We start from the raw sequence: 1,243 nt of genomic DNA on the forward strand, positions 1-1,243 counted from the left end.
CGAATTCGCATAGGCGTTGAGGCTGCGGTAGAATTCAAAGAATTCCGGGTCCGCGCCATAAGCCTGGGCGAAGATCGCGTTGCGTTCGGCATCCGATTCACCGCGGATGATTTCCGCTTCGCGCTGCGCTTCCGAGACCAGCTCAACCACGGTCCGGTCGGCTTGCGCCCGGATCCGCTGTGCCGCTTCGTTGCCGCGGGCGCGTTCGTCGGTGGCCTCGCGCACACGCTCGGCCCGCATCCGCTCAAACGTCGCATCCAGGTTTTCCGACGGCAGGTCGGTGCGCTTCAGCCGCACGTCGATGATGGCAATGCCCAGTGCGCGCGCATCGGCAATGGCGCCGTTGCGGATCCGCAGCATCAGCGCGGCCCGGTCCGACGACAGGATATCGTTGGAGCTGACCGAGCCGAGGATCTCACGGGTTTGCGCCCGCAGGATCGAATCCAGGCGGTTTTCCGCCGTGGCGATACCGCCGGCGCCAACCGCCTGACGGAACCGGTTGACGTCCACAATCCGGTAGCGCGCAAAGGCGTCAACCACCAGACGGCGGTCATCCGACGGGGTGATTTCCAGCGGGTCGATATCGCGGCTCAGGATGCGGTCGTCATAGCGGACAACCTCCTGGATCACCGGGATCTTGAACGCCAGGCCCGGATCTTCCTTGACCGAGACCACCCGGCCGAACTGCAGAACCAGCGCCTTTTCGCGCTCATCCACAATGAACAGCGACGACAGCGCGGTAATCAAAGCGATCACCAGCACTGGCAGCAAAAGAGTTGTCTTACGCATCAGTTGCTTCCTCCGCGGCGCAGTTCATTCAGCGGCAGGTAAGGCACGACGCCCTGGCCTTCGCCTGACTGTTCGTCAAGAATGATCTTGTCGACCCGGCCCAGAACCGTTTCCATGGTTTCCAGATACAGACGTTTGCGGGTCACTTCCGGAGCCTTCTGGTATTCGGTCAAAACCGCACTGAAGCGGCTCGCCTCACCCTGGGCTTCGTTGACAACGCGCGCACGGTAGCCTTCGGCCCGTTCCAGCAGTTCCGCAGCCTGACCGCGGGCCTCGGCCAGCGCATTGTTGGCATAGGCGTCGGCTTCGTTCTGGCGCCGGTCGCGTTCCTGTTCCGCAGCCTGAACATCACGGAAAGCCGCGATAACGGACGCAGGCGGGTCGGCCTTGTCAAAGTTCACCCGGATAATGTTGATGCCGCTGTCATAGTCATCCAGCGTGAACTGGATCAGCT

Annotated in this window: 2 protein-coding genes; both read right to left on the reverse strand. The window is 62.3% G+C overall.

Going from position 1 to position 1,243, the window contains the following annotated elements:
• On the reverse strand, positions 1-789 hold a 789-nt coding region (gene hflC / locus A2I95_RS39535; protein WP_291737817.1), incomplete at its 3' end, for a protease modulator HflC.
• Positions 789-1,243 (reverse strand): protease modulator HflK (gene hflK / locus A2I95_RS39540; protein ID WP_291737818.1); only part of this gene is annotated, 455 nt, incomplete at its 5' end. The genes hflK and hflC, both read right to left, overlap by 1 nt.

The sequence above is a fragment of the Leisingera sp. F5 genome, assembly GCF_001593695.1.